Source organism: Bradyrhizobium lablabi, assembly GCF_001440475.1.
GTDB lineage: Bacteria > Pseudomonadota > Alphaproteobacteria > Rhizobiales > Xanthobacteraceae > Bradyrhizobium > Bradyrhizobium lablabi.
In genome coordinates this window covers 1003-26685 of sequence record NZ_LLYB01000091.1, presented here as the reverse complement: position 1 = coordinate 26685, position 25683 = coordinate 1003, and the positions used below count along the sequence as shown (strand labels likewise).

General features: G+C 62.9%; 24 protein-coding genes. 9 read left to right on the top strand and 15 right to left on the bottom strand.

Annotated elements, in window-relative coordinates:
• The first annotated feature begins 39 nt into the window (after nt 1-39).
• Nucleotides 40-378, top strand: coding sequence for a hypothetical protein (locus CQ14_RS26650; RefSeq protein ID WP_057860801.1), 339 nt, complete (start codon nt 40-42; stop codon nt 376-378).
• Between the two features lie 112 nt (nt 379-490).
• On the opposite strand, the gene CQ14_RS43905 is transcribed toward CQ14_RS26650, so the two are convergent.
• Both CQ14_RS43905 and CQ14_RS26640 read right to left on the bottom strand, forming a co-directional pair.
• Nucleotides 491-865, bottom strand: coding sequence for a hypothetical protein (locus tag CQ14_RS43905; RefSeq protein WP_156435448.1), 375 nt, complete (start codon nt 863-865; stop codon nt 491-493).
• Between the two features lie 539 nt (nt 866-1404).
• A complete protein-coding gene (locus CQ14_RS26640) occupies nt 1405-5139 on the bottom strand; it encodes a vitamin B12-dependent ribonucleotide reductase (protein WP_057860799.1) in 3735 nt (1244 codons plus the stop codon).
• Between the two features lie 793 nt (nt 5140-5932).
• Here CQ14_RS26640 and CQ14_RS26635 point away from each other — a divergent pair.
• Nucleotides 5933-6832 (top strand): DMT family transporter, encoded by a 900-nt coding sequence (locus CQ14_RS26635; RefSeq protein WP_057860798.1) that lies wholly within the window; start codon nt 5933-5935, stop codon nt 6830-6832.
• A gap of 16 nt (nt 6833-6848) precedes the next feature.
• Here CQ14_RS26635 and CQ14_RS26630 read toward each other — a convergent pair whose 3' ends face one another.
• Complete coding sequence (locus CQ14_RS26630) at nt 6849-7835, bottom strand: Bug family tripartite tricarboxylate transporter substrate binding protein (RefSeq protein WP_057860797.1); 987 nt, start codon at nt 7833-7835, stop codon at nt 6849-6851.
• Between the two features lie 246 nt (nt 7836-8081).
• Between CQ14_RS26630 and CQ14_RS26625 the strand changes: the two genes are divergently transcribed.
• Together CQ14_RS26625 and CQ14_RS26620 are read left to right on the top strand one after the other, a co-directional pair.
• A complete protein-coding gene (locus CQ14_RS26625; RefSeq protein ID WP_057860796.1) occupies nt 8082-9146 on the top strand; it encodes a ketopantoate reductase family protein in 1065 nt (354 codons plus the stop codon).
• A gap of 82 nt (nt 9147-9228) precedes the next feature.
• Complete coding sequence (locus CQ14_RS26620; protein ID WP_199805623.1) at nt 9229-9810, top strand: DMP19 family protein; 582 nt, start codon at nt 9229-9231, stop codon at nt 9808-9810.
• Nucleotides 9811-9845: 35 nt separating this feature from the next.
• Here the strand turns inward: CQ14_RS26620 and CQ14_RS26615 are convergent, their stop codons facing one another.
• The 4 genes from CQ14_RS26615 to CQ14_RS26600 all read right to left on the bottom strand — a co-directional run bounded on the left by CQ14_RS26615 (nt 9846) and on the right by CQ14_RS26600 (nt 13759).
• Nucleotides 9846-10562: a dihydrofolate reductase family protein gene (locus CQ14_RS26615; RefSeq protein ID WP_082650048.1), complete on the bottom strand. Its 717-nt coding sequence runs from the start codon at nt 10560-10562 to the stop codon at nt 9846-9848.
• A 90-nt stretch (nt 10563-10652) separates the two neighbouring features.
• The gene (locus CQ14_RS26610) at nt 10653-10985 is read right to left on the bottom strand and encodes an HNH endonuclease (protein ID WP_057860794.1); all 333 of its coding nucleotides are present in this window, start codon (nt 10983-10985) and stop codon (nt 10653-10655) included.
• 116 nt (nt 10986-11101) lie between these two features.
• On the bottom strand, nt 11102-13336 hold the full coding sequence (locus CQ14_RS26605) for a CHASE3 domain-containing protein (protein WP_057860793.1): 2235 nt from the start codon (nt 13334-13336) through the stop codon (nt 11102-11104).
• A gap of 18 nt (nt 13337-13354) precedes the next feature.
• Nucleotides 13355-13759, bottom strand: coding sequence for a response regulator (locus tag CQ14_RS26600; protein ID WP_057860806.1), 405 nt, complete (start codon nt 13757-13759; stop codon nt 13355-13357).
• A gap of 185 nt (nt 13760-13944) precedes the next feature.
• Between CQ14_RS26600 and CQ14_RS26595 the strand changes: the two genes are divergently transcribed.
• On the top strand, nt 13945-14835 hold the full coding sequence (locus CQ14_RS26595; protein WP_057860792.1) for a DMT family transporter: 891 nt from the start codon (nt 13945-13947) through the stop codon (nt 14833-14835).
• Nucleotides 14836-14896: 61 nt separating this feature from the next.
• Here CQ14_RS26595 and CQ14_RS26590 read toward each other — a convergent pair whose 3' ends face one another.
• Nucleotides 14897-15526 (bottom strand): BA14K family protein, encoded by a 630-nt coding sequence (locus CQ14_RS26590; protein WP_057860791.1) that lies wholly within the window; start codon nt 15524-15526, stop codon nt 14897-14899.
• A 263-nt stretch (nt 15527-15789) separates the two neighbouring features.
• On the opposite strand from CQ14_RS26590, the gene CQ14_RS26585 reads away from it, so the two are divergent.
• The 3 genes from CQ14_RS26585 to CQ14_RS26575 all read left to right on the top strand — a co-directional run bounded on the left by CQ14_RS26585 (nt 15790) and on the right by CQ14_RS26575 (nt 17480).
• A complete protein-coding gene (locus CQ14_RS26585; protein ID WP_057860805.1) occupies nt 15790-16200 on the top strand; it encodes an NADH:ubiquinone oxidoreductase subunit NDUFA12 in 411 nt (136 codons plus the stop codon).
• A gap of 107 nt (nt 16201-16307) precedes the next feature.
• Nucleotides 16308-16715, top strand: a complete 408-nt coding sequence (locus tag CQ14_RS26580) for a MarR family winged helix-turn-helix transcriptional regulator (RefSeq protein ID WP_057860790.1) — start codon at nt 16308-16310, stop codon at nt 16713-16715.
• A 69-nt stretch (nt 16716-16784) separates the two neighbouring features.
• A complete protein-coding gene (locus CQ14_RS26575) occupies nt 16785-17480 on the top strand; it encodes a hypothetical protein (RefSeq protein WP_057860789.1) in 696 nt (231 codons plus the stop codon).
• Between the two features lie 355 nt (nt 17481-17835).
• On the opposite strand, the gene CQ14_RS26570 is transcribed toward CQ14_RS26575, so the two are convergent.
• Nucleotides 17836-18540: a DJ-1/PfpI family protein gene (locus CQ14_RS26570; protein ID WP_057860804.1), complete on the bottom strand. Its 705-nt coding sequence runs from the start codon at nt 18538-18540 to the stop codon at nt 17836-17838.
• Nucleotides 18541-18653: 113 nt separating this feature from the next.
• On the opposite strand from CQ14_RS26570, the gene CQ14_RS26565 reads away from it, so the two are divergent.
• The gene (locus CQ14_RS26565; protein WP_057860788.1) at nt 18654-19592 is read left to right on the top strand and encodes a GlxA family transcriptional regulator; all 939 of its coding nucleotides are present in this window, start codon (nt 18654-18656) and stop codon (nt 19590-19592) included.
• A 15-nt stretch (nt 19593-19607) separates the two neighbouring features.
• Here the strand turns inward: CQ14_RS26565 and CQ14_RS26560 are convergent, their stop codons facing one another.
• The 6 genes from CQ14_RS26560 to CQ14_RS26535 all read right to left on the bottom strand — a co-directional run bounded on the left by CQ14_RS26560 (nt 19608) and on the right by CQ14_RS26535 (nt 25368).
• The gene (locus tag CQ14_RS26560) at nt 19608-20093 is read right to left on the bottom strand and encodes a hypothetical protein (RefSeq protein WP_057860787.1); all 486 of its coding nucleotides are present in this window, start codon (nt 20091-20093) and stop codon (nt 19608-19610) included.
• A 125-nt stretch (nt 20094-20218) separates the two neighbouring features.
• Entirely contained in the window at nt 20219-21061 is an 843-nt protein-coding gene (locus CQ14_RS26555; RefSeq protein ID WP_057860786.1) for an endonuclease/exonuclease/phosphatase family protein, read from the bottom strand.
• Nucleotides 21062-21168: 107 nt separating this feature from the next.
• The gene (locus tag CQ14_RS26550) at nt 21169-22092 is read right to left on the bottom strand and encodes a hypothetical protein (protein ID WP_245320534.1); all 924 of its coding nucleotides are present in this window, start codon (nt 22090-22092) and stop codon (nt 21169-21171) included.
• Nucleotides 22093-22229: 137 nt separating this feature from the next.
• Complete coding sequence (locus CQ14_RS26545; protein ID WP_430650220.1) at nt 22230-23453, bottom strand: citrate transporter; 1224 nt, start codon at nt 23451-23453, stop codon at nt 22230-22232.
• Nucleotides 23454-23492: 39 nt separating this feature from the next.
• Nucleotides 23493-24440: an alpha/beta hydrolase gene (locus CQ14_RS26540; RefSeq protein ID WP_057860785.1), complete on the bottom strand. Its 948-nt coding sequence runs from the start codon at nt 24438-24440 to the stop codon at nt 23493-23495.
• 148 nt (nt 24441-24588) lie between these two features.
• On the bottom strand, nt 24589-25368 hold the full coding sequence (locus CQ14_RS26535) for an SDR family NAD(P)-dependent oxidoreductase (RefSeq protein WP_057860784.1): 780 nt from the start codon (nt 25366-25368) through the stop codon (nt 24589-24591).
• Nucleotides 25369-25683: the final 315 nt, after the last annotated feature.

Sequence of the window (25683 nt, the reverse complement as noted above, 5' to 3'; positions counted from 1 at the left end):
AAAACCCCGAGACTCTAACTGCCGCTGGATGAAAATGCAGTGGCAGGTCACAATTTCAAGGAAGCGCCCCGGTACCGCAGCCTATTTATAGTCTGCAAAGGAGATTACGACAGTGAGATTCAAGATCGCGTCAACCAAATGGGACACGCCACTGCCTGGGAAGAGTTGAACGATCTTTTCAATCCGCTTTTGTTTTTGAAGAACATGCTTACGTATATGAATGCGCTTCGCCGTGATCCTAAGCAGTTTAGTGATAGCGTCCACGACAAAACAAAGGAAATTTATGTGGCGCTGGCACAACGTACGCTACGCGAAGTAACCAACGAAGATATGGAGCGGTTCAAGAGCCTCCGCATTTTGGACGATCTGCCAATCTGATGTCGAATTTTAGTTGGTCGCGCAGAACGGACGGATTACGCCTTCGGCTAATCCGCCCTACGCTTGCTTCGGTGCGAGCGCGCTATATAACCGGCGGACCACGTGCCGGTGTTCAAAGGTTCATTTCAAGCACTATGCAATCGGGCAAATAGAATCCATCTACCATGCTGGATTGAATTTGAACTGTGCTCCCTCCCGTCACTTTGGCGAAACGCTTTAGAGCCAGAATAGCTGGATGGGACTCTGAAACAAACTCGATGTCACTGATTTCGAAGTCAGGAAAATCCACACGATTCTTCGAAATAATTTCGGACGTACGTCGATAGAATTCGTGCTTATCCTTCAAATCTTTGCTGGGTACAATCCATAGCCTCCATATGCCAGTTTCTGGACTTGATACCCAAACGGCCGCGCGCGGCGCCAACTTGTTTTCGGTCAGCAGCTCCAAAAGTCTTCGCCCGTTCCTTACCAATGTTCCTTGATCCACGTGAGAACTCCGGTCTTTGGGTCAGAAATGGCATTCAGGAGAAGTTGAGCCGAATGGACGTCTTTCGTGTTGTAGCGTGTCTCAGGATTCCATTCCGAAACGACGGCCCAATTTGCAGCAAAGTTGGCGTCTCCATCTTCCTTCGCCTTCAGGACGCTTGCTAGGCCCGCAAGGTTGACTAATGGTCGCAACGAATGCTGATAAATCCCATTTACGAAGGCTTTGTCTGGAATTACGTCTGCAAGCATAAGTCTGGATATGCAGGCCTTGAGGCCCAACTCAATGCAATAGCCCGCCAAGTAATAGGCGCTAGAGTATCGTTTGTTCTGAAACAGGATGTGCGCGTCATCAAGCTTAGTGATCGAGAGTGATTGTAGGTCCGATCTCTTTAGGCCGAACGTCATGGCGAAGCCCAATTATTGAACACGCTAAGGTAGACTTACATTCTTTCTCGTTCCAAAGAAAGAAGGGCGGCCTTTCGGTCGCCCCTTTAATGGTGGATGCCCGGGTCAATCCCGGGCATGACGATCAGCAGTAGCTCAGCTGCACCCCGTCGTGCTGCCACACGTATCGCACTTCATGCACGTGCCGTTCCGCACCAGCGTGAAGTTGCCGCACTCCGAGCACATCTCGCCTTCGTAGCCTTTGGCTTTGGCTTCCGCGCGGCGTTCGGCCTTGGAGGGGGCGACGGCGACTGCCGCGCTGCCGGCCTTGCTCCATTGCAGCCTTTCCGTCGGCGAGAGGTCGTGGCTCGCTTCCTGCTTCAGCGCCACCGCGCCTTCGTGGGTGTCGGCGAGGCGGGCGCTCGGGCCGTGTCCGGCGATGGCGGTGACGTTGTGGGAGCCGCGGGCATCCGCATCGCCGCCGCGCATCACCACCAGATTATCCGTGCGCGAGCGGGTCAGGCCCTTGGACAGATATTTGGTGGCCTGGTGGCCGTCGCCCGGCTCCTTGCCTTCCTCGACGCCCTTGCCGAGCGCGTCGAAATTCGACTCGGTCGGATCGACATGGGCGAGGTCGAAGCGCGACATGTAGCTGACCGCGAGTTCGCGGAACACATAGTCGAGGATCGAGGTCGCGTACTTGATGGAGTCGTTGCCCTGCACGGGGCCCGCCGGTTCGAAGCGGGTGAAGGTGAAGGCGTCGACATATTCCTCCAGCGGCACGCCGTATTGCAGGCCGAGCGAGACGGCGATCGCGAAGTTGTTGATGAAGGAGCGGAGGGCGGCGCCTTCCTTGTGCATGTCGATGAAGATCTCGCCGAGACGGCCGTCGTCATATTCGCCGGTTCGGAGATAGACCTTGTGGCCGCCGACCACGGCCTTCTGGGTGTAGCCCTTGCGCCGATCCGGCATCTTTTCGCGCTCGCGCATCACGACAATGCGCTCGACCAGCTTCTCGACGATCTTTTCCGAAACCTGCGCGGCACGCGCCGCCATCGGCTTCTCGTAGAGCGCCTCCACCGCATCGTCCTCGTCGTCATCATCTGAGATGAGCTGCGAGTTGAGCGGCTGGGAGAGCTTCGAGCCGTCGCGGTAGAGCGCGTTGGCCTTCAGCGCGAGCTTCCAGGAGAGCAGATATGCCGACTTGCAATCCTCGACGGTAGCGTCGTTCGGCATGTTGATGGTCTTGGAGATCGCGCCCGAGATGAACGGCTGCGACGCGGCCATCATGCGGATGTGGCTCTCGACCGACAGATAACGCTTGCCGATCTTGCCGCAGGGGTTGGCGCAGTCGAACACTGGATAATGTTCTGCCTTGAGGTGAGGAGCTCCCTCGACCGTCATCGCGCCGCAGATGTGCACGTTGGCGGCCTCGATCTCACGCTTGGTGAAGCCGAGGGCTGCGAGCAGGTCGAAGCCGGGGGCTGCGATGGTCTCCGGCGCGATATTGAGCGTGTCGCGCAAGAAGTCCTCGCCAAACGTCCACTTGTTGAAGGCGAACTTGATGTCGAACGCGGTCGGCAGCGCCTTTTCCACTTTCGCCAGCGCTTCATCGGTGAAGCCCTTGGCCTTCAGCGTGGTGGCGTTGATGCCGGGCGCGTTGGACAGCGAGCCGTGGCCGACGGCGTAGGCCTCGATCTCGGCGATGTCGCTTTCGCGGTAGCCGAGCGCGCGCAGCGCCTCGGGGACGGCCTGGTTGATGATCTTCCAGTAGCCGCCGCCGGCGAGCTTCTTGAACTTCACCAGCGCGAAGTCAGGCTCGATGCCTGTCGTGTCGCAATCCATCACGAGGCCAATGGTGCCGGTCGGCGCCACCACCGTGGTTTGCGCGTTGCGGAAGCCGCTGGTTTCGCCGAGCGCGAGCGCGTCGTCCCACGCCCTGGTCGCATGCGTGATGATGTCGGCTTGCGGGCAGGAGGCGTGGTCGAGCGGCACCGGGTTGACGGCGAGCGCCTCATAACCGGAGGCGTTGCCATGGGCGGCGCGGCGGTGGTTGCGGATCACGCGCAGCATGTGCTGGGCGTTCTTCTTGTAGCCGGGGAAGGTGCCCAGTTCAGCCGCCATCTCGGCCGAGGTCTTGTAGGCGATGCCGGTCATCACGGCGGTCAGCGCGCCGCAGAGCGAACGGCCTTCCTTGCTGTCATAGGGCAGGCCCATGGTCATCAAGAGGCCGCCGATGTTGGCGAAGCCGAGGCCGAGCGTGCGGAACTCGTAGGAGAGTTCGGCGATCGCCTTCGACGGGAACTGCGCCATCATGACGGAGATTTCGAGCACGATGGTCCAGAGCCGGCACAGGTGTTCGTAGGCCTCGACGTCGAAACGCTTGGTCGTGGTCGAATAAAACGTGATCAGGTTCGCGGAAGCGAGGTTGCACGCGGTGTCGTCCAGGAACATGTATTCCGAGCACGGGTTCGACGCGCGGATCTCGCCGGATGCCTTGCAGGTGTGCCAGTCGTTCATGGTGGTGTTGAAGTGCAGGCCGGGATCGGCCGAGGCCCAGGCGGCGTGGCCGATCTTTTCCCAGAGCTCGCGGGCCTTCAGCGTCTTGGTGATCTTCTTGTTGGTGCGGCCGATCAGATTCCAGTCGCCATCGGTCTCGACGGCGCGGAGGAAATCGTCCTTCAGTGAGACCGAGTTGTTAGAGTTCTGGCCCGATACCGTGAGGTAGGCTTCCGAATCCCAATCGGTGTCGTAGATCGGGAAGTCGATGTCCTTGTAGCCCTGCTTGGCGAACTGGATCACCCGCTTGATGTAGTTGTCGGGCACCAAGGCGCGGCGCGCGAGCTTGATCTCGCGGCGCAGGGCAGGGTTCTTTTCGGGATCGAAGCAGTCGTCGCCACTGCCTTCGCAGTTGACGCAGGCCTTCAGCACGGCCTTCAGGTGCTTCTGGTTGATCTTGGAGCCGGTGACCAGAGCCGCAACCTTCTGCTCCTCCTTCACCTTCCAGTCGATATAGGTCTCAATATCCGGATGATCGGCGTCGACGACGACCATCTTGGCCGCGCGGCGCGTGGTGCCGCCGCTCTTGATCGCGCCGGCTGCGCGGTCGCCGATCTTGAGGAAGCTCATCAGGCCGGACGAGCGGCCGCCGCCGGACAGGCGCTCGCCTTCGCCGCGCAGGCGCGAGAAGTTGGAGCCGGTGCCGGAGCCGTATTTGAACAGGCGCGCCTCACGCACCCAGAGGTCCATGATGCCGCCCTCGTTGACGAGGTCGTCACCCACGCCCTGGATGAAGCAGGCGTGCGGCTGCGGATGCTCGTAAGCCGATTTCGACTTGGTCAGCTTCCCCGTGAACGGATCGACGTAATGGTGGCCCTGGCCGGGGCCGTCGATGCCGTAGGCCCAATGAAGTCCGGTGTTGAACCATTGCGGCGAATTCGGCGCGACCATCTGTTTTGCCAGCTGGTAGCGCAGCTCGTCGTAGAACGCCTGGGCGTCCTCGTCGGACGAGAAATAGCCGCCCTTCCAGCCCCAATAGGTCCAGCAGCCGGCGAGGCGGTCGAACACCTGTTTTGCGCTGATCTCGCCGACATAGCGCTCGCTTTCGGGCAGCAGGGCCAGCGCCTCGTTGTCGGGCACCGAGCGCCACAGGAACGACGGCACGCTCTCTTCCTCGACCTTCTTCAGGCAGGCGGCGACGCCGGCCTTGCGAAAATACTTCTGGGCCAGCACGTCGGAGGCGACCTGCGACCAGAACTGGGGCACCTCGACGTTTTCGAGTCGGAACACGATCGAACCGTCGGGGTTGCGGATCTCAGATGTCGTCAGCCTGAAATCAATCCCTGCATAGGGTGACTGGCCGGAAGTGGTGTTGCGCCGCTCGATTCGCATTTTTAGTGCCCCGTCTTCTTGCCCGGTCCGCATTTCCTTCGCGGTTGCCGGATGTTTCAGTGAGCGAACCTCGGGACCAAGGTTGAAAACAACCTTGGCCCTGGAGATCCGCAAGCTCTACCGGTGGACCCGGCCCTGTTTCTGCTTTCGCCACCCCAAGGGCTCGTCCCGCTCGTTGGCGAGGCCAGCCCCTATCCTTACGCCTTGAGCCTGATCGTTTCAGGAGCGCCGCCTACCCCTAGTCGGCCTTCCGGATCATGCTCGAACTCAACGCCGCAACTCGTCGCCTTGAAACATTCGGCTCGTTTTTTCGGCCCCGGATCACCCCCGAATTTTGGGCAGACAAGCCCTCGATCCGTGCCTCTACCGGCTGACGGAGTGCTCGTTCGGAACCCGTTTGGGAGTGATCGGCGGGACCCAGAACTTAACTCGCGCCGTCCAGTACTAAGGCTAGGCCAAACCCGTTACGCCCGTCAAGGAGTAGTACGAGTTCCTGAATCAAATACTAAATATGGTGGAAAGGTCGGGAAAACAGGGGTCGGTGCCGCGCCTGTGATCGGGCCAAGTATCGGTGAGTCCTCAGGGATTCCCAAGTCAAAAAAATTGTTCGTCCCCTGTGGAGGGAGGCCTTCGCCCGCTGTTCACAGGGCAGGTATTTTTTGAGCTTTCGGGATTGCACTCGAAAGACTCACGTAAGGCTACGGGGAGGGGAGGTCTGGCATGCCCGCGCATCCGTGGCGGTGCGCCCCGATTAGCGGCAATGTGAGGGCCGATTCCATCCCTGCCGGGCTCCATGACAGAATCAAAACCGACCAGCACGCCCTCGCGGATCGCGCCCGCAGGCCTGATGTTCCTCGCCATCACCTCGGTGGGCTGGGGGTTCAACTGGCCCGTCACCAAATACCTCCTGAGCGAATTACCGCCGCTGACCCTGCGCGGCTCGACCGGGATGATCGGCGCGGCGCTCTTGGCCGTGCTGGCGCTGGTCCGTTCGCAGAGCCTCTCGGTCGAGCGGCATTTGTGGCCGCGGCTGATGCTCTCGGCGCTGCTCAACGTCACCGGCTGGATGGTCTTGATGGGGCTGGCGCTGCTCTGGCTGCCGGCGAGCGAGGCGGCGCTGATCGCCTACACCATGCCGGTCTGGGCCTCGCTCCTGGCCTGGCCCGTGCTCGGCGAGCGGCCGACGATGCTGCGAACGGTGGCGCTGGTGATGGCGTTCGCGGGGCTTTCCGCCATTATGGGCGGCAGCGGCATCACGGCCACAACGGAAAAACTGCCGGGCATCGTGATGGCGCTGTGCGGCGCGCTCGGCTTTGCGCTCGGCACGGTGCTGGCGAAGCGGCTGCCGCTGCCACTGCCGCCGATCCCGGCCGCGGCCTGGCAGATCGGGCTCGGATGTTTCCCGATCATCATCATCGGCCTCGCCGTCGAGACCAGCCATATCGAGAAGGTGACGACGCTCGGCTGGTGGCTGCTGATCTATTCGACCGTGATCCAGTTCTGCATCGCCTATGTGAGCTGGTTCGCAGCCCTCGCGCGCCTACCGGCCTCGGTCGCGGCGATCGGCACCATGGCGGTGCCTGTCATCGGCGTCGTCGCATCCGCAATCGCGCTCGGCGAGCCGCTAGGTGTGATCCAGATCGTGGCGCTGGTGTTTACGCTGGCCGGCGTCGTGCTGGCGACGCGGTCCTGAATTCCGACCCGAGCCTTCACTCGGCCCGGATTTTCGCGGCCTCGGCGATCCTGCCGAACTTGTCGCTCTCCGAGCGCACGAAGCTGCGCAGCTCGGCGAGCGTCATCGGCCGCGGGACGATGCCCTGGATCGACAGCTTCTCCATCGTGGTCTTTTCCTGCAGCGCGTTCGACACCACGTCGAACAGGCGCGCCTGCAACGGCTCCGGCGTGGGCGATGGCGCGAACACGCCGAACCAGTTGAGCAGCTCGTAGCCGGCCAATGACGGCGCGCCTTCGCTCAGCGGGGCAACGTCAGGCAATTGCGGCATGCGCTCGCGCGAGGTCACGGCGACCGCGCGCAGGCGTCCGTCCTGAATCAAGGGCAGCGCCGCCCCGAGGCTGGAAAAACTCATCGTCACCGCGCCGACCGCCACGTCGGTCACGGCCGGCGCAGACCCGCGATAGGGCACATGCAGCACGTCGGTGCCGGCCATGCGGTTCATCAACTCGCCGGCGAGATGCTGCGGGTTGCCGACGCCCGACGACGAGAAGGAGAGCTTGCCCTTGTTCGCCAGCGCGTAGGCGATCAGCTCCGCCGGCGTCTTGACCGGCGTGGTCGCCGCCACGACCACCACGCACGGCACGATGCCGGCGAGCGCCACCGGCGTCAGCTCCTTCAGCGGATCGTAGGCCATCCGCTCCTTGTAAATATGCTGATTGACGGCGACCTCGCCGGCTGCCGAGACCAGCAGCGTATGACCGTCGGGGACTGCGCGGGCAACGGATTGTGCCGCGATCATCGCCGCCGCGCCGGGCTTGTTCTCAACCAGCACCGCCTGGCCGAACGCCGCCTTCATCGGGTCTGTGAGCAGCCGGGCGACGATGTCGACGCCGCCGCCGGCCGGATAGCCGACGACCAGGCGGATATTTTGCGTGGCAAAGGTGCCCTGGGCGCGGGCGCTCTTTCCTCCGGCGAGGACCGCGGCAGCCGCAGATATCGAAAAAGCGCGTCGCGTGAACACGTTGCTGTCCTCCCATAATGGCGTCGCCGAATTTGCATCGGTCGTTTGATCTCGAATCTCACGGTTCCACGGACGGAAAAAGGGGTCAATCAGTCCCGCTGCGAGGCGGGCGCCTGGCCGCCGAGGACGAAAAAGACGGTTGCTATGTGATTGTAACGCCTATCAATTCGTTGTATGCCACGGGCGAAATTTCGGCCTCGACGGCGTTGGGGCATTCAAGAAACATTGGCATCTGAAAGAGAGAGTATGGCGCGCAACATTTTGATCCTGGGGGCTTCCTACGGCTCCTTGTTGGCGACGAAGCTGTTGATGGCCGGTCACAACGTGACCCTGGTCTGCCGCAAGAAGACGGCCGAGCTCATCAACCGCGACGGCACCGAGGTTCGCATCAAGCTGCGCGACGAGGCGGTGCACCGCGCGATCTTCTCGCGCAACTTGCCCGGCAAGCTGGATGCGACCACGCCCGCCGAGGTCAATCTTTCGCGTTACGATCTGGTCGGCCTTGCGATGCAGGAGCCGCAATACACCAACCACACGATCCGCGTGCTGATGGTCAAGATCGCCGCGGCGAAGCTGCCTTGCCTGTCGATCATGAACATGCCGCCGCTGCCCTATCTGAAGCGCATCCCGGCGCTGGCGGACATGGACCTGGAGGAGGCCTATACCAACGCGCAGGTGTGGGAGCGCTTCGAGCCCGGCCTGGTGTCGCTTTGCTCGCCCGATCCGCAGGCCTTCCGCCCGCCGGAAGAGGCGGCGAACGTGCTGCATGTCGGCCTGCCCACCAACTTCAAGGCCGCCGCCTTTGCCGACGAGAAGCACAACAAGCTGCTGCGCGAGCTGGAAGCCGACATCGACGCAGTGGCGCTCGACGGCCACGACGTCCCGGTGAAGCTCAAGGTGTTCGACTCGCTGTTCGTGCCCTTGGCCAAGTGGTCGATGCTCCTGACCGGCAACTATCGCTGCATCACGCCGACCGAGCCGCAGGCGATCCGCGACGCCGTGCATGGCGATCTCAAACTGTCGCAGTCGATCTACGACCATGTCGACGGCATTGCCCGCCGCCTCGGCGCCGACCCGGCCGACCAGGTGCCGTTCGCAAAATATGCCAAGGCGGCCGAAAGCCTGCTCAAGCCGTCATCGGCAGCCCGCGCGGTGGCCGCCGGCGCGCCCTTCATCGAGCGCGTCGACCTGCTCGTGAAACTGATCTCGCATCAGCTCGGCGCGCCCAGTGCCGAGATCGACCGCACGGTCGAGATCGTCGATCAGAAGCTGAACGAGAAGATCGTGGCGGGGGGATCCGGCGCGCAGTGAGAGGCGCGTCGGCGCGGTTCGAGAATGGCGCGCCATATTCAGATAGATCAGGCTGCCGCTCGGAGCGCTGGAGATCATGTGCGTGAGCAAGATTCCCTGTGTTCGATGTAACGCGCCAATTCTCCAGGCCACCGCCGACAGCACCGGCGGGCTCTGCATGCCCTGCAAGGCCGGGACGCGTGAGGCCTTAGAAGCGGGAAAACGACGGATTCGAGAAGAGCGGGAGCAAGAGCTTACCGACCCACTGAGAAAGCTTTGGCGCGATCTTGTGCGGCGCGTTTACGATACGAAAGACGGTTTTGCCGGTCTTTCAGAAGCCGAAAAGCAATATTTCGCGGTCGGCTTGCTTGATGGCGATATCTACAATGGGGGATTTGACCAATATTTTTTCAACAGCTCCAGCACTTACTACAGTCACGCCGTGCTTGGGCTGGAGAGCATGGGCGCAAGTCAGGCTCTTGCATTGCTACAGCGAGCCAAGCATGTGCTGTTTGCTTTCAATGAAGTCCCGGAAGATACGGACCGAAGGCGCGCGACTCTTCGGAAAAATACTTCAGAATCGCACGCGTTGCGCCTGAGACAGCTCGATGAATTGTATTGGAAAGATCCGGACGGCTTGCAGCGTCGGAGCGAGGCATTCGCGCAGAGACACAAGCTGGTTTGACCATCAATCCGGGAGCGACGTAATGTGCCTACAAGTCAGCCTGGCGCACGTTCCACGGCGTGCCGCAACCACACCATGCCGCCTTCGAGCGTTTCGCAGTGCGTGAGGCGCAGGGATTGCCCGGCTCCGGGGCGGTCCCCCTCGGGCCCGGCATAATCCACGATGCTTTGCGTGCCGGCCACGCCATTGACGGCGGGATGGATCAAGGTGCTGAACTCATCAATGAGCTTGTGCTTCAGAAAGGCACCGTTGATCTTGCCGCCGCCTTCGAGAAGAAGCGTTTTGACACCCAACAGCGAGGCGATCTGTTCCATCGCGCGGGGCAGATCATCGCCCGTGGAGCCGGCGAAGACATAAGACACGCCGTCCTCACGCAATTCCGCGAGGTACGCATCGGATACTTCCTCGCCCAGAACGGCGACGACGTGGTCGCCGCTGACATTGTCCTTGCCGTAATGAACGTGGCCCGCTGGATCGATGCCGATCGCAAGCTTGCGCCCATTACGCCCGGCAATATGGGCATCGCGCGCGACGGTGGGCGCAGCTTTGATCGGCCGTTCCGCTCCCTTCGCCATTTCGCTCATGGTCCTGCGGCCGACGATCCATCCATCGGCGCCGAACTGATCATGGACGCGTTCATAGTGTCCACGCAGCACGTCTCGAGGGATGCCGTTCGCAGGCGACGTGAAGCGGCTCGGATGCAGGCGACCGTCGATCGACGTGCCCATATGGCAGATGATGTAGGGGCGCATGGGTCTTTTCCTCGCTTCGCGCCGGGCTCTCAGCTCGACCAGCGCGATGAATGCTGGCGATGACGGACGGCGGCTCGGTAGATCATGCCTTTAGGCGCCGATTTGTTTCTCCAGTTCGGGAATGAGCTGTCTGAGCTTCCCGTGACTGATGATCGGCGAAGCGGCGATCTGGGCTAGTCGCTTTTCGACGTGCGGCCATTGATTGGTCTCGCGCGGATCGGTGTCGTCCTTGGCGAGATTGCAGGGGTCGCAGGACAGCACGCGGTTGCTCCGGCCGTTCTGACCTCCCTTCGAGAGCGGGATGAAATGATCGATGCTGGCCTTCACCTTGCCGCCGGTCTTTTGCCGGGAGAGTGCAACGTCGCAGTAAGCGCATCGTCCGCCCCAATCGAAATAGCAGCGCTTGTAGATCACGTCGGCCATCAGCCTTTAACTCTTCCCCAGAACTGGCTCTTCCCGCGAATCATTTCGTCTAACGTCTGACCCTTTTCATATATCAAGCCGGCATTGAAAACGACGCCGCGAGAAGGGAGGCTCGTTCATCCCGTCAGCGCCCGGCGGATCATGTTCGCCAGTTGCGACTTGCGGTACGGCTTGGTCAGCAGCAGGACGCCGGGATCGAGGCGGCCCTGGTGCACGATCGCATTGTCGGTATAGCCGGACGTATACAACACCTTGATGCCGGGACGGAGCTTCAACACCTTGTCCGCCAATTCGCGGCCGGTCATGCTGCCGGGCATGATGACGTCGGTGAACAGGAGGTCGAACTTCTGGCCGTCTTCGATCAGGTTCATCGCCGCCGGCCCATTGGCGGCGGCCACGGTGCGATAGCCGAGGCTTTGCAATTGCGCGGTGACGAAATTGCGCACCAGCGCGTCGTCTTCCACCACCATGATGGTCTCGTTGCCATGCGGCAGCGGCGGGGCCGCCGCCGGCGTGGCCTCGACCTGGCCGCGGGCAGGGGGCAGGTAGAGCTTGATCGTGGTGCCGTGGCCGATCTCGCTATAAATGCGGATGTGCCCGCCCGATTGCTTGACGAAGCCGTAGACCATGCTCAGCCCGAGGCCTGAGCCCTTGCCGACCTCCTTGGTGGTGAAGAACGGCTCGAACACCTTGTCCAGCACGCCCTGCGGCATGCCGGCGCCGGTATCGCTGACGGCGAGCATCACATATGGGCCGGGCTTCACGCCCGGATTGGCCTGCGCATAGGCCTCGTCGAGCACGACGTTGCGCGTCTCCAGCAACAGCTTGCCGCCGTTCGGCATCGCGTCGCGGGCGTTGATGGCCATGTTGAGCAACGAGTTGGCGAGCTGCGAGGCGTCGATATGGGCGACCGCCATTTCCTGCTCGAGGATCGAATTGACCTCGATCTGCTCGCCGAGCGTCGGGCGCAGCAGTTTTGCGATGTCCAGCACAGTGGCGTTGATGTCGACGTTGCGCGGCTGCAGCGGCTGGCGGCGGGCGAAGGCGAGCAGATGCTGGATCAGCTCGCTGCAGCGTTCCGCCGCCTGGTCAATCAATTCGGCGGTCTTCTGCAGCGCCGGCTCATGCTTGAGGCCCGCAACCAGCGTTTCGGTGGTGCCGGTGATCACGGTCAGCATGTTGTTGAAGTCATGGGCGACGCCGCCGGTGAGCTTGCCGATGGCGTCGAGCTTCTGCGATTGCAACAGCTTGTGCTCGGTTTCGCGCGTGACGGTGACGTCGTGGTAGACCAATGCCGCGCCGCTGATGGCGCCAGCGGCGTCGCGCAGCGGCCGGCCGCTGATCACGAGATGAACCGGCGGATTGCCGCTGACGGGGCGCACCATGATTTCGGTGGCGTCGAACGCTTCGCCGCGCAAGGCCCGCGCGGCCGGCATGTCCTGGACCAGCAGCGGCGTGACGCCGTCGGCATGAAAGACCGTGCTGAGCGAGCGCAGCAGCTCGATCGTCATTCCCGGCCGGTAGCGCAGCATCTTCTCGGCAGCCGGATTGGAGAGCAGCACCTCTCCCTTGGTGTCGATCACGAGCACCGCCTCCGCCATGCTGTGAAAGGTGCTGCGCAGGATTGCGGCCGAAAGGCGGAGTTCGTCGTGCGCGGCAACCAGATGCTCGGTGCGCTCGGCGACCGCAGCCTCCAGCGCCTCGTTGTTGGCCTTGCTGGCAGTCAGCGAATCCTGCAGTTCCCGGCGCGAGCGGCGGGCGGCCAGCGTCAGTACGGTGGCGAGAACCAGTATCAGCGCGACGCCGGCGAGATCGATCGCCAGCAGGAACCTGCCGTTGATGTCGGATTCGGCTCGTCTGGCAAAAAGCAGCCGACGTTCTTCCGCCACCGCCTTTGCAAGGTTTCCGGCGATCGCCGCCGTCGCCTCGCGGTCTTCGCGGCCGACGAGATCAGCGACAGCGGCGCTGTCTCCCGCGTTCCGAAGCCTGATCAACTCGCCATTGACGGCAATCTGGCGCTCGACCAGCGCCTTGGTCTGTTCGATCAATTGCTTTTCAGTGGGATTGTCCTTGACCGCCTCGATCAGCGGCGGCAGCGCCGCCAGGATCGTGTCACTGGCCTCGCGGTATTCCGTGGCGAATTTCTCATCGCCGGTAAGCGCGAATGCGCGCGCCGCGCTTTCCGCGTTGCGCAGCAGCGGGCGCATGTCGGAAAGCTTGCTAAGGATTCCGAGCGCGCGGTCGACCGAGGCGATATCATACCGCGACTTGAGATCCAAGCCGATCGAGGCAGCGCCGATAACGAGGAGGATGGCGAGGCCAATTCCAAGAATGATACGCTGCGAAGGCATTGCCGGTTGCTTACTTCACTATTTCGACTGCTGCGCGGAAGTTTCCGGTTTGGTGAGGCATTGATTGACCGAGGTCAACAGCGCGTCCGACGTAAACGGCTTGCGCAGGCAGCATGCCGCGCCGAGTTCGATGGTCATTCGCAGGAAATCCGGTGCGCGTTCGGCATTGGCGAAGGCGTAGCCGGACATCGCGATGACGGGCACGCCCGGTCTGCGCTCGTGAAACATCCGGATCGATTCGAAGCCGCGCATATGCGGCATGAATACGTCGATCAACATGACGTCGAAATCGTCGGATTCGAGGGCGCGCATTCCCGCTTCACCACCGTCGGCAACGGTGACCTCGAAACCCTTGCGCGTCAGACAGACCTCGATGGCAACGCATACCATCGGGTCGTCATCGACCACGAGAACGCGCGGCACGATGATTCCTTCTTCCTTCGGGCGGCGGCCAAGTGCGGCCAAGCGCACATCCCATGCGACGATTAAGTCGAAACGCCGACAGGTCGTCTGTATGGTAGAGTGCACATAAAAGTTGTCGAGAGCAATTCCGTTTCGCATGCCAGAACAGGAACAAATGCAAGCCCGGTTCCGGATCTAAACCTGCCATGCCGCCGATCAATCTTTCGGGACGGCTGTCGCCGCTCGGGCTCATCCTGCTTGCGGTCACGTCGGTCGGGTGGGGTCTCAACTTCCCGATTATGAAACATTTGCTGAGCGAATGGCCGCCTTTGTCGTCGCGCGGCCTGTGCGGCATCGCGGGCGCCGCGGCGCTGGCGCTGTTTGCGCTCGCGCGGCGCCAGAATTTGACCGTGCCACAGCCGATGTGGTTGCGGCTCCTGCTGGTCTCGACGCTGACGATCGGCGGCTGGGTCGCGTTCATGGGGCTGGCGCTGTTGTGGCTGAACGCCAGCGAGGCCGCGGTGCTCGGCATATCGATCCCGGTCTGGGTGGCGTTTCTTGCGTGGCCGATCCTGGGTGAGCGGCTGTCGCCACTCCGTGCTGTCGCGCTGACGGTCGCGCTCGCCGGCATCGCCGTGCTGATCGGCGGCCATGGCATCGAAGCCAGCGTCGAGAAACTGCCGGGTATCGCGTTCGCGCTGGCAGGCGCGGTCTGCGTCGGGCTCGGCACTGTCCTGACCAAGCATTTCCCGCTGGCGATGCCGCCGCTGTCGCTGGCCGCCTGGCAGATCGGGCTCGGCTGCCTGCCGATCGCAATCGTCGGTCTCCTGGTCGAGCAGCCACAACTGGCGGCACTGTCATCGGTCGGCTGGGCATCGCTGGTCTACATGACGCTGATCCAGTTCTGCCTGTGCTACGTGTGCTGGTTTGCCGCGCTGGAACGGCTGCCGGCGGCAACGGCCTCGATCGGAACCTTGCTTGTTCCCGTCATCGGGGTGCTGGCAGCGGCGGCGATGCTGCGCGAGCCGCTCGGCTTGCGCGAGGTTGCGGCGCTGGTGTTCACGCTCGGCGGCGTCGCGGTGGCGCTGCGCTCGTAATTCCGGAACGAAAAAGGGCGGCGCAGGGGAGTGCGCCGCCCTTCGAGCTCACGATGTCCTGCTATTGCGCCGGGCAGGGGTGCCGTTGGCCGTCATAGCCGAGATACGTGCCTGACGCCGGGTCGTAGGATTTGTACCTCTGCATGCAATACGCCACGGCATCATCGCCGGCCGGGGGCGCCGCAGCGACCACGGTGTCGTCGTAGTAGTAGGGGTCATCGTAATAATAGGAGTTGCCGTAGTAGCCGTAGGCTGACCCGACGCCGGCTCCAATCGCAAAGCCCGGCCAGAAGCCGCCGCGATGGTGGTGACGACCACGCCAGCCGCCAGACCAATTCCCTTGGTTAACGCCGCCCGCGACAACTGCGCCGCCGGCGCCGGGGCGGATGCCCGGTGTCGCAACAGGTGCTCCGGCCATTCCACCGCCTCTCATGCCAGCGCCACCACCGGCCGCTATGCCGGGGCCGCCACCTCTAAGGCCGCCACCTGCGCCCATTGCCGCGCCACCGCCACCGCCTCTACCACCTCCACCGATCGCTGCGCCGCCGCCGCCTCCACCGCCGATAGCTGCTCCGCCACCGCCACCGCCGCGACCACCCATGCCCTGCGCCTGAGCGGCGCTGAAGCTTGCGACCATCGGCAAAGTAAGCGCTATCGCTGCCGCAGTACTCAAAACTTTCAGACTGATCATTGTAGGCTCCATTTCCGGGATATAGGCCCAACCCGTTCAAGAGGCGGACGTTCCCGAACCCGCGCATTGATTGCGCGCCCACTCAGCCTGTGACGGCGGAACTGTACCCTGAATGAATGGATTGCGCCGATTCCGCGACGATGGGCGGGCACAATCGGGCGTGGCAAAACCGCCTCGGGAAGGTCGATATCCCAGCCTTTGTCTGGACAATCCGCCCCGCCGATGGCATCAGAGCGACACGTTTCTCGAACCGGCCGAGCCCCATGAAGCAGTTTTTGCTGAAGTTTTTCACCTGGTGGAGTGGCCAGACGTTCGGCACGCAATTGTGGACGTGGCGATTCGGCGAGCTGGTCGGCGAGGACGAGCAGGGCAACCGCTACTACCGCACCAAGGGCCGCAAGATCGATCCGACGCTCGGCTTCGAGCGCCGCTGGGTGATCTATAATGGCTACGCCGAGGCGAGCCGGGTGCCGCCGTCATGGCACGGCTGGCTGCATCACACCGTCGATGTCGCCCCGACCGAAGAGAACTACACGCCGCGCGAATGGGAAAAGCCGCATGTTCCGAACATGACCGGCACGCCCGCGGCCTACCGCCCCTCCGGCTCGACGCTGGTCAGCGGTCGCCGCCCCAAGGCAACCGGCGACTACCAGGCCTGGACGCCGGGAAGCTGATCTCCCGATAAGTTTACCTATGCTCCCTGCAGGGTGTCTTGCTGGGGGCTATAGGTGTATATACACTTATTCGCGTGAACCAGCATTCCGACCAGGATGTCGACTACATGGCTTCCGCGAGCTGCTTCTGCCTCGCGTCCCGGCAAGCCGCGCGAAGGATCACCCGGCTGTACGATTCCTATATGCAGGGTTCCGGCATTCGCGCCACTCAGTTCACCATCCTGTCGCAACTGATGCTCCGCGGGGAAATGCCGATCGGCAAGCTTGCGGGCTTTCTTGGGATGGAGCGCACGACGCTCAGCCGCAACCTGACCCTGCTGGAAGGCAAGAACTGGATATCGATCAGCGCGGGGGAAGATCCGCGTGCCCGCATGATCGCAATTACCGCGCAAGGACGCGGTCTCGTTCGCCGCGGATTTCCCTATTGGTCGCAAGCGCAGACGCATATCGGCAAGCTGCTCGGCGCTGATGGCCAGGCTGCGTTGAAGCTGTTGGGTTCCCGAAATTTGGGGTGAGACGAACCGGCTGTCTGGCCGGCACATCGTTGATCCCAATACGTGTAGCTACACATAAGGGAGAGTGCCATGCTCGACTTCATCGGAACCACCGTGCTCGTTGCCGCGATCATTTTCAGCATCAATGCGCTCACCGGCGCGATGCCGATCAATTCATCGCAGCGTATCGCCCTTTCTATCGGCGCCGGTCTGTGGACCGGCCTGGCCGCGGCGCTCTCCGGGGCGAACCTGTTGCTTGGCTCAAATCCGATCGGGCCGCCGACGATCGGCACGGTGATCACCTTGCCGCTGATCGCGGCTGCCGTTGCGGCGTGGATCTCGCCATCGGTACGCGCGACGCTGCTGGGGATGCCGATGCCGTTCCTGATCGGTCTCAACGTCTGGCGCGTGGCGGGAGGATTCTTCCTGCTCCTGGCGGCCGAAGGCCGGCTTGCCGGGCCATTTCCGACTTCGGCAGGCTGGGGCGATATCATCACCGGCGTGTTGGCTTTGCCGGTGGCCTGGCTTGCGCTGCGCGGGCAAGGCTCGGCGCTGGTCTGGACCTGGAATGCATTCGGCATGCTCGATCTTGTGGCCGCGCTTGCATTCGGAATTATGTCCGCGAACGGCTCGCCGCTGCAGATCATTCATGCCGGCGAAGGCTCCGAGGCGGTTCAGGTGCTGCCGTGGTCGCTGATCCCGACGGTGTTGGTGCCGATGTATCTGATCGTGCACGGCATTATCTTTGCGAAGCTGGCGCAGAACGGCAAGGGCGTGCCGGCCTGACGCTCGACGCTGCACTGCACGTGTTCCCTTTGTAGATCAGTTTCGCCTGTGGATAGCGGGATCAGCGGGCACAACCATCGCGGCCGTGTTGTGCTCTCCGCGTTATCGCGGCTTAATGAAGCCATCTTACGGAGATGGGAAACCATCGCGTCGGTGTCGGGTTCCAGTCGCGACTGCCCCGATTTGCAGCGGTCACCGAGTAGGAAACGACCGGGAGATAGGCCCCCGGTGCAGATTTCCTGAAATCGCCCGCTAATGTGTGACTGCCGTAGGAAAGGAAAGGCCGTCTGGGCAACCAGGCGGCCTTTTTCTATCTTGCTGGGGGCCGACAGTTACGCGTCCGAGACACTAATCGCTACGTCATCCGCGCGGCGGCGCGGTCGATCATTTCGCCGCGGCGAAGCTGCGCTGGCGCAATCCGGTCCTTCATGAGCGCAAGGAGTTCCGGCGGAGCGGTGTCGGGCGAGCCGGAATTGAACGGCGGCGCGGGATTGTATTCGAGGCGGAGCTGGATCGCTTCCGCGGTCCGCCTGTCGTGCAGCAACGAGACCAGCGTCAGCGCGAAATCGATGCCGGCGGTGACGCCGCCGCCGGTGACGCGGTTGCGATCGACGCAGACCCGCGTCTTGGTCGGGATCGCGCCGAACGCGGAGAGGAAATCCATCGCCGTCCAGTGTGTCGCCGCGCGGTAGCCTTTGAGCAGGCCGGCGGCCCCGAGCACCAGCGAACCCGTGCAGACCGAGGTGATGTATTTTGCGCCGGGCGCTTGAAGGCGCAGGAAGGCCAGCATCTCCTCGTCGTTGATCATGTCATCGGTGCCGAACCCGCCGGGCACGCAGATGACGTCGAGCTGCGGGCACTCGGCGAAGGTCGTGGTCGGCGTCAGCATCAGCACGGAATCGCTCGTCACCGGCTCGATCCGCTTCCAGATCAGGTGGACCTTGGCGCCGGGCAGGCTGGAGAACACCTGCAACGGACCGGTGAAGTCGAGCTGGGTGACGCGCGGGAACAGTACGAGACCGATCTGCAGCGGCGTGGGTGTCGGGGACGGCGCGGACATCGTGACCTCCGGAAGATTTGGCTTGACGGAAGCCATCCTGACATGGTCGCCTCGCGTCCGAAATGGCATATTTCCCTCATTTCGGGACATCAGCCAAAAAACGGGCAAGTCACATGATCGGCGTTCTCGTCTTTCCGGATTTTCAGTTGCTCGATGCGGCCGGGCCGATTTCGGCGTTCGAGATCGCGGCGCGCTTTGCCGAAAGCGGGCCAGCAATAAGAGTTCTGGCCATGACGCCGGGACCGGTGCGCTCGTCGTCGGGCGTCGAGATCGTTGCGAAGGGATTGAAGTCCGCATCCGCGATCACGACGCTGATCGTCGCCGGCGGCGAGGGGGTGCGGCAGGCGGCGACCTGCGAGAAGACGCTCGGCTTCGTGCGCGCGATCGCCAAGCGCGGCGTCCGCATCGCCAGTGTCTGCTCCGGCGCCTACGTGCTTGCGGAAGCCGGCCTGCTCGACGGCCGCCGCGCCACCACGCATTGGCAGCGCACGCGGCACTTTCTGAAAACCTATCCGCAGGTGAAGCTCGAGCCCGACCGCATCTTCGTGCGCGACGGCGACGTCTGGACGTCGGCGGGAATATCGGCCGGCATCGACCTGTCGCTGGCGATGATTGCGGAAGATTACGGTGACGACATCGCGCAGAAGACGGCCAAGCAATTGGTGCTCTATCACCGCCGCAGCGGCGGCCAGTCGCAATTCTCCTCGCTCCTCGAATTGAAGGCGCCGAATGGCCGCTTCGGGCCACTGCTCGCCTGGGCGCGGGAAAACCTCGACGCGCCGCTGACCGTCGAGGATCTCGCCGAGCGGGCCGGCATGAGTTCGCGGCATTTCACCCGCGCCTTCATGGCGGAGACCGGCACCACGCCGTCGAAAGCGGTGGAGCGGTTGCGCATCGAGGTGGCGCGGCAGCGCGTGCAGTCTTCGAGCGAGGCGATCGAGCGGGTCGCGCAAACCACCGGCTTCCGCGATCCCGAACGGATGCGCCGCGCCTTCATCCGTGCCTTCGGCCAGCCGCCGCAATCGCTGCGCCGCGCGGCGCGGGCAGGGTAGGCGGATCGAAAAACGCTATCTGCGGAAATCCACCCGGCCTTGCGAAAAATAGCCGTCGATCCGCTGGTCGCTCACGACGAGGCCGACCCAGGGCACCGTGATCTCCGGGTTGTTGAGGTTGATGTATTTTCCGACCAGCCGCTGCGGGCCTTCGCGCTGCGCGTCGATCAGCCCGCGGCGCGCGCCGGAATCCCAGTCGAACAGGAGGTAGACGCGGTCGCCCACGATTTTTGCTTCGCCCTGGCCCTGTTTCCACTGATCGGGCGTATCGCCGGGAATGGTGGGGTCCGCAGCTCCCTTCCAGCGGCTCGACCACTCGCCTTCGATCGTCCCGCGCCGGTCGTTGGTATCCTCACCGTTCCATGGTTTTGCATTCTCGTCGTCAGCGGATTCTTCCGGCACCGTGATGCGCGCGAATTGCATCACGCCATCGTCGTTGGGATTTGGAACGTCCATGACGCCGAATGGATTTCGGCTTGCCGGATTATTTTCGGACTTCATTGGCTTTCTCCAACTGCTGCTTTGCTGCAAGCGACACGGCTTGCTTTGTCAACGTTTGGGATCGCAGGATGGAGGCGTGGCGCCCACCCGATTTCCGGGGGAACTTGCGCCGCAACGATTGCTCCTCACGCGGGAGCAGCGGCGCTGATTTCCAGATCGGCCACAACGCCAAAATGGTCGCTGAGCCAGACGCCGTCGACCGGTTGGTCGAACGCGAGCGAGGCGGCTCGAACTTCGCAGGTCGCTTTCGGATGGGCATCCCAGGAGCCCACGAACACGTAATCGATCCTGCGGCGATGATGCGGCTGGCGAACGATCTTGCCGATCTCCGACTTTGCACTTGGGTTGTCGGTGTTCCAGGTATGGCCCTGACCTTCGCCGGCGATTTGCCACGCGTCGTGATACTTGACGCTTCGCCCGCCGAGCGACTGCAGCCCGCTGAGGTAGCGAATACTGGCTGCATCAGGCGTTGCGTTGAAATCGCCGGCGATGATGCTGGGAAGCGCTTTCCGGTGACGCGCATCGAGGTCGGTCAGCGCAACGACCTGGCGCTCGCGTGCCGCCTCCGCGGTCAGCCGCCACGACGTCGCGGCTGCGATGAACAGAACATCGCCTTCGCCGGGCAGCGGTACCGTTACCGCCAGCGAGCACCAGGGGACGTCGTTCGCATCGGACATGCGCAGGTCGAGGACTTCCTCGACGCGATGCGGCCATCGCGTCGCAACGGCGTTGCCGCCGAAGCGGTCGGCATACGGTGGGGCAGTGCGTAGAACGTCAGCCTGATGTGTTCCATGCAACCCGGTGTCGCGGATCAATTCGTCGAGCTGCGAATTCTCCGGCGACTTCGCGACTTCCTGGAACGACGCGAGATCGGGAGCCAGCCGGCGCAGTTCCCGGTTGATCAAACCGGTTCGCTTCGGATCGCCTTGCCGATTCCAGACGTTAAGCGTGACAACGCGCAGCCGCATGGCCGAGGTCCGCGTTCATGAAGGAACCCGGACAACGTTCGCCAGAGGCGTTGGTTCAGCGCTTGTTGTAGTCCGGCGCTCGACGAACAGCGCGGTTTTCACTCGGCTCACGCAACGTCGGCTTGTGCGCTCGGCTTTTCGTCGGCAAGCAAAGCGTCGAGATCGACGAGTTGTGGATCGTCAGCCTCGGGTTCGCCGAGCCCTGCGCTGCCGTGAAGATGCATCAGCGTCTGCACGCGGCGGGCGTTGAGATGGTCCACGTGCTGATGCTGCAGCGCGACCGGCAACAGCGCCTTGGGCAGCCCGACCAGCGCGAAGGCCGGAACCCGGCGTATCTCGCCGTCCTCGCGCCAAAGCAGAGGATGGAGGGTGTAGATCAACTGCCGATCAATCTCGGGCGATAGCAGTTGTTCCGACACTGACAGCGTGGGGTCGGCCAGATTGGCGTTGCCCGCACGTGTGCGCACGGCCGCTGATCGCAGCTCCCAACATATCAAGTCGGCTGCCGAGAGAACCTCGCGACGCACGGCATCGACGTTGTTCGAAAACCTGGTTGCGTCCGCTATCGACAGCGCAGCTTTGGTGACAGCCTCGACCAGCGTCGTGGCATTTGCGTCAAATCCCGGCGCAGCGCGCTCGATGGCGGTCGCCATCGCTTCGATCTGGTCCGCCATCGTGTCGCGGTCGCGCTGTGCCTTGGCATCGGCCAGCGCGCGTTCGGCTGATGCGACCTGCTCGTCATGTTCCACCAATGCGGCGCGCCATGTCTTGGTGCGCTCTTCGACGGCACGCATGTCGGCTTCTGCCCGATCGAGCCGGGCAGCGGCGGCTCCTGCGACCGCCAGCCGTTCGGCCGCGGCGCGTTTCTCTGCAAGTTCCGTTTCGGCAAGACTCAAGCGGTCGGCCAGCTTCTGCCGGGCCGCCAATTTCTCCTTCAGCGCGTTCTCGAAGCGCTCGATCGGGTCGAGTTCCCGCTTAAAAAATTCGCGCTTAAAAAATGCCATGGCAATACCCCCGCGCGTCACGATCATCTGCCGAATCAGCAGGCAGATTCGTTATTTGCGAAGACTAGCCCGAAAATGGGAGAGATTGCGGCTTGATGACGCCGGTCAACAAGATGGTGGCCGGGAAGGGGCAGGCCATTACCTCTGGTGCGCATTTGCCAAAGCTAATGCGGCTGGTCGGGATGCCAGCCGAGCACCGCCAGCATCACGAAAAATCCGACGGCATAGGCCACAGCCACCGGCCAGCCATGGGCGACCCAGCGGCCTACGGACTTGGCTTCCGGGTACATGTTTGACAGCGCGACACCGGCCGATGAGCCGAACCAGATCATCGATCCGCCGAAGCCGACGGCATAGGCGAGATATCCCCAATCATAGCCACCTTGTTTCAGCGCGAGCGCGGTGAGGGGAATGTTGTCGAACACGGCGGAGACGAAGCCGAGGCCGAGCGTGGTCGGCCATGACGCGGCCGGCAGTTTCTCGACCGGCATCAGCGAGGCCGCGGTGACCAATGCAAGCAGGAAGATCGTACCTTTGAAGGTTTCCGGCATCACCTTCCAATCCGGTGCGCGCCAGGCCGCCGTCAGCAGGATGACCGCCCAGACGGCGATGCCGAGAACCGGGATGATCTCGAGCAAGGCGGGGAACTTCACATTGGCGATGATGTTGGCGGCGAGCGCGGCGATCAGGATGGCGGCGACGATGAAGACCCGCGCCGGATCGATATTCAGACCTTTAGACGGGTCCTTCTGGATCGGCGAGAAGCGCTGCTGCTGGATCGACGCCGGCACCGCAAAGATCAGCATCGCAACGACGGCGGCAATATAGGCCTCCACCACGGCGAGCGGGCTGACGCCGGCGATCCACATCATGGTGGTGGTGGTGTCGCCGACGACGCTGCCAGCGCCGCCGGCATTCGAGGCCGCGACGATCGCGGCTAGGTAGCCGATGTGAACCTTGCCCCTGAACACGTGCCGCGCAACCGTGCCGCCGATCAGGGCGGCGGCGATGTTATCGAGAAAGCTCGACAGCACGAACACCAGCACCAGCAGCACCACGCCGCCCTTCCAGTCGTCCGGCAGCAGTGCCGGCATCGCATCCGGAATCCGGCTTTCCTCGAAGTGCCGGGACAACAGCGCAAACCCCATCAGGAGCAGGAACAGGTTGGCGAGCGTGACCCATTCATGCGCCATGTGATGGCCGAGGCCGGTCAGGCCCGCGCCGTGCTTGAAGCCGGTGAAGACCAGCTTGTAGACGACGATCGCCGCAAGGCCTGTGAGCGCGACCTGAAGCGTCTTGTGATGTAATAGCGCAACCGCGAGCAGCGTCAGCGCAAACAGGATGAAGTCGATGGGAATTCCAAACACTAGGATCGGGTCGCTCACCATGGCCTCGAACGCACGCAAGATGGATGCAGCTACTGTGGGCTATTTCAGCGCCTTCAGCCAGCCCGCGATTTCGCTGACGGCGACATTGGCCTGCTGCAGCAGCTTGCCCATGGTGAAGAAGCCGTGGAACTGGCCGGGGAAGTGGCGATAGGTCACGGGCACGCCGGCTTGCTTCAGCCGCACGGCATATTCGGCGCCCTCGTCGCGCAAGGGATCGGCGCCTGCGGTCAGCACATAGGCCGGCGGCAATCCGACGAACGTTTTGGCGCGCGCGGGCGAGGCTTTCCAGTGATCAATGTCGGTCGTGCTGCTGAGATAGTGGTTGCAGAACCATTTGATCACGGAGTGCGTCAAGAGAATGCTGGTTTCGGGCTCGCTGTGCGAGGGATGCTTCATTGCAAAGTCGGTGGCGGGATAGACCAGCACCTGGCCGGCAACCTTCGGGCCGTCGCCATCGCGCGCGGCGAGCGCCACGACGGCGGCGAGATTGCCGCCGGCGCTGTCGCCGCCGACCAACAGGTGCTCCGCGTCGATGCCGAGCTGGCTGGCATTGGCGGCGATCCATTTGGTCGCGATGACGGCGTCGTCGATCGCGGCGGGGAATTTGTGCTCCGGCGCCAGCCGGTAGTCGATGGAGATGACGATCAGCTCGCCCTCATGGGCAAGCTTCTGACAAACCACCTCATGGGTATCGAGGTCGCCGATCACCCAGCCGCCGCCGTGAAAGAAGACGAGGCACGGCGCCAGGCCGTTGCTCTTTCGCTGCGTCTTCGGCGTGTAGATGCGCGCCGGGATCGCGCCATGCGGCGCGGGGATTGCGAGCGGCTTGTTCGATTCCAGCGCGGGTGGCTCGGGATTAACGGCGATGCGGGCGGCCCGGTAATATTCGCGCGCTTCCGGTGCGGTCAGCGTCTCGTAAGCGGGACGGCCTGCTTCCTGAAAAGCCTTGTAGACGGCGGCGGCATCGGGATCGAGCGTAACGGGCATGCTAATAGAGACCTCTCGGAGTTGAAGCTGTCATTCCGGGATGGTCCGCAGGACCAGACCCGGAATCTCTAGGTTCTCAGATGTGCAGTTGCACATCGTAGTTCGATGCCTCGCATCGCCCCGGAAAGACATCAGGGGTGTGCGGACGTCAAGCAGCGGTGCGGCCGCCATCGACGGTATAGGCGGAGCCGGAGACGTAGCTCGCCTCGTCGGAAGCCAGGAACGCCACGATGGAGGCGACTTCGGAAGCCTGTCCGAGCCGCCGCGCCGGAATCCGGTCGACGATCTTCTCGGTCGGCGGCGGCTCGTTGCCGGGATTGCGTCCCTGCAGGATCGTGCTCAGCATCCGGCTGTCGATCAGGCCGGGGCAGACGCAATTGACCCGCACGCCGGTGCCGGTGCATTCCCAGGCCGCGCTCTTGGTGAGACCAATGACGGCATGCTTGCTGGCGCTATAGACGGCGATCATCGGCGATCCGATCAGGCCGGCGATGGAGGCGGTGTTGATGATGCTGCCCTTGTTCTGCTTCAGCATCACCGGCAGCACATGCTTCATGCCGAGAAAGACGCCGACTACGTTGACGTCGAGCACGCGGCGAAAGCTCTCCAGCGAATATTCCGGAATCGGCTTGATGTCGCCCTCGACGCCGGCGTTGTTATAGAACGCATCGATCGCGCCGAACCTGTCGACTGTGGCGCGGACATATTCGGCGACATCGTCTTCCTGTGTGACGTCGGCGGTAACCGCGAGCGCTTCGGCGGAGGCGGGCAGGCCGCTGATCGCGGCCTTGAGGTCGTCTTCCCTGCGGTCGACGGCGACGATACGGGCGCCGCGTTCGGCCAGGAGGCGAATGGTCGCGGTTCCGATGACGCCGGCCGCGCCGGTCACGACGCCAACCCGGCCATCGAGGCGAATTCGATCGGGCATGTCTGGGGTTCCTCTGGCTCGTCCGGTTTTTCCGGATTTTGGTGGTTTTCACGCGGGGACCGCGCGACTGGGGCAACTATTTCATCTGAAACGGGGCGTGACTAGATCATGGGACGACCGCCGAGAATCGTTTCTGCCTCTCCGGGCCATGATCGGGATCATGGAGTGGCCGTCCGAGCTCGGTTTCCGCGTTTCGGGGCCATGATCGAGATCATGGGACGACTGCCCGAGAACGGTTTCTGCCTTTCCGGCCGTGATCGAGATCAGGCGGCACCTGCCTGGAAGGCAGTTTTGCGCCCCTCCAGGCCATGATTC